The organism is Neorhizobium alkalisoli, assembly GCF_007829835.1.
In the GTDB taxonomy this organism is placed as follows: Bacteria; Pseudomonadota; Alphaproteobacteria; order Rhizobiales; family Rhizobiaceae; genus Neorhizobium.
On sequence record NZ_VIWP01000029.1, the window covers coordinates 1 to 3,240 of the forward strand.

At 52.8% G+C, this 3,240-nt stretch carries 1 rRNA gene; it reads left to right on the forward strand.

The annotated features are described in order from the left end of the window. The first annotated feature begins 417 nt into the window (after positions 1-417). Positions 418-3,214: ribosomal RNA gene (locus tag FHW37_RS33290) — 23S ribosomal RNA — on the forward strand. Positions 3,215-3,240 lie beyond the last annotated feature (26 nt).

Below are 3,240 nucleotides of genomic sequence, written 5' to 3' on the forward strand. Positions count from 1 at the left end.
TGCCTGTTCTGCAAAAATCGTGAAGAGAAGATTGATCTGGAAGCTTCCAGGTGTGGGATTTGTCCCATGTCCGAGCCCAGTTCTTGTGAAACCATGGATGGCCTAGCCGGCCGGATGTGGTGGAGGAACTGGATGTAGGAAGGAAGCTTGTCGCTCTGGTCGGTCGTTGTTGCCAAAACTTCGGTTTTGGTTCTGACGACTTTCTGATGACCGATAGCTAACCGCGCGGTCCCGGATTTAATCTCGAGAAGCTGGTCTTATGATAGACCGCAAGCGGGCCGCTCGGCGTGGCCCCAATAAAGCGGATCTATCGAGAACACGTCGATGGCATCATGATGGTTCGGTTGTAAAAGGTAACCGGACTGCTGATCGTTTCTTTGAAACGACAGCTAATTGATGAGCATTGGCAATGAGAACGATTAAGTGTCGTAAGGGCATTTGGTGGATGCCTTGGCATGCACAGGCGAAGAAGGACGTGATACGCTGCGAAAAGCCGTGGGGAGCTGCGAATGAGCTTTGATCCATGGATCTCCGAATGGGGCAACCCACCTTAAATGCTTGGAGAATTTAAGTCGTGCGACAGTACGGCTTAGGTTTCCAAGCATTGATTATAAGGTATCTTACCTTCGAATACATAGGGGTAAGAAGCGAACGCAGGGAACTGAAACATCTAAGTACCTGCAGGAAAGGACATCAACCGAGACTCCGCAAGTAGTGGCGAGCGAACGCGGACCAGGCCAGTGGCAATCAGGAATAAAGCCGAACGATTTGGAAAGGTCGACCGTAGCGGGTGATAGTCCCGTAGGCGTAGAACACTGATTGTCCTAGAGTAGGGCGGGACACGTGAAATCCTGTCTGAACATGGGGAGACCACTCTCCAAGCCTAAGTACTCGTGCATGACCGATAGCGAACAAGTACCGTGAGGGAAAGGTGAAAAGCACCCCGACAAGGGGAGTGAAATAGAACCTGAAACCGGATGCCTACAAACAGTAGGAGGCCGCAAGGCTGACTGCGTACCTTTTGTATAATGGGTCAACGACTTAGTGTGTCGAGCAAGCTTAAGCCGGTAGGTGTAGGCGCAGCGAAAGCGAGTCTGAACAGGGCGTTCAGTTCGACGCATTAGACCCGAAACCGAGTGATCTAGCCATGAGCAGGCTGAAGGTTGGGTAACACCAACTGGAGGGCCGAACCCGCATCTGTTGCAATAGATTGGGATGACTTGTGGCTAGGGGTGAAAGGCCAATCAAACTCGGAAATAGCTGGTTCTCCGCGAAAACTATTTAGGTAGTGCGTCGACCGAATACCCCAGGGGGTAGAGCACTGGATGGGCTATGGGGACTCACCGTCTTACTGATCCTAACCAAACTCCGAATACCTGGGAGTACTAGTCGGCAGACACACGGCGGGTGCTAACGTCCGTCGTGAAGAGGGCAACAACCCTGACCTCCAGCTAAGGTCCCCAAGTCATGGCTAAGTGGGAAAGGATGTGAGGATCCCAAAACAACCAGGATGTTGGCTTAGAAGCAGCCATCATTTAAAGAAAGCGTAACAGCTCACTGGTCTAAATAAGGGTCTTTGCGCCGAAAATGTAACGGGGCTAAAGCCATGCACCGAAGCTGAGGATGTGCGTAAGCACGTGGTAGCGGAGCGTTCCGTAAGCCTGTGAAGGAGGACCCGTGAGGGCCTCTGGAGGTATCGGAAGTGCGAATGTTGACATGAGTAACGATAAAGAGGGTGAGAGACCCTCTCGCCGAAAGACCAAGGGTTCCTGCTTAAAGTTAATCTGAGCAGGGTTAGCCGGCCCCTAAGGCGAGGCAGAAATGCGTAGTCGATGGGAACCACGTTAATATTCGTGGGCCTGGTGGTAGTGACGGATTGCTCAACTTGTAAGGTCTTATTGGATTGATCTTGCAGGGACGCGGTTCCAGGAAATAGCTCCACCGTATAGACCGTACCCGAAACCGACACAGGTGGTCAGGTAGAGTATACCAAGGCGCTTGAGAGAACTATGTTGAAGGAACTCGGCAAATTGCACGCGTAACTTCGGAAGAAGCGTGACCCCACTTGAGGCAACTTTTGTGGGGTGGCACAGACCAGGGGGTAGCGACTGTTTATCAAAAACACAGGGCTCTGCGAAGTCGAAAGACGACGTATAGGGTCTGACGCCTGCCCGGTGCTGGAAGGTTAAGAGGAGAGGTGCAAGCTTTGAATCGAAGCCCCAGTAAACGGCGGCCGTAACTATAACGGTCCTAAGGTAGCGAAATTCCTTGTCGGGTAAGTTCCGACCTGCACGAATGGCGTAACGACTTCCCCGCTGTCTCCAACATAGACTCAGTGAAATTGAATTCCCCGTGAAGATGCGGGGTTCCTGCGGTTAGACGGAAAGACCCCGTGCACCTTTACTATAGCTTTACACTGGCATTCGTGTCGGCATGTGTAGGATAGGTGGTAGGCTTTGAAGCGGGGACGCCAGTCTTCGTGGAGCCATCCTTGAAATACCACCCTTATCGTCATGGATGTCTAACCGCGGTCCGTCATCCGGATCCGGGACAGTGTATGGTGGGTAGTTTGACTGGGGCGGTCGCCTCCGAAAGAGTAACGGAGGCGCGCGATGGTGGGCTCAGACCGGTCGGAAATCGGTCGTCGAGTGCAATGGCATAAGCCCGCCTGACTGCGAGACTGACAAGTCGAGCAGAGACGAAAGTCGGTCATAGTGATCCGGTGGTCCCGTGTGGAAGGGCCATCGCTCAACGGATAAAAGGTACGCCGGGGATAACAGGCTGATGACCCCCAAGAGTCCATATCGACGGGGTTGTTTGGCACCTCGATGTCGGCTCATCGCATCCTGGGGCTGGAGCAGGTCCCAAGGGTTTGGCTGTTCGCCAATTAAAGCGGTACGTGAGCTGGGTTCAGAACGTCGTGAGACAGTTCGGTCCCTATCTGCCGTGGGTGTAGGAATATTGACAGGATCTGTCCCTAGTACGAGAGGACCGGGATGGACATATCTCTGGTGGACCTGTTGTCCTGCCAAGGGCATAGCAGGGTAGCTATATATGGAATGGATAACCGCTGAAGGCATCTAAGCGGGAAACCAACCTGAAAACGAGTATTCCCTATCAGGGCCGTGGAAGACGACCACGTTGATAGGAGGCGTGTGGACGCGCAGCAATGTGTGAAGCTTAGCCTTACTAATAGCCCGATTGGCTTGATCGTTCTCATTGACCATGCTCATCACGACT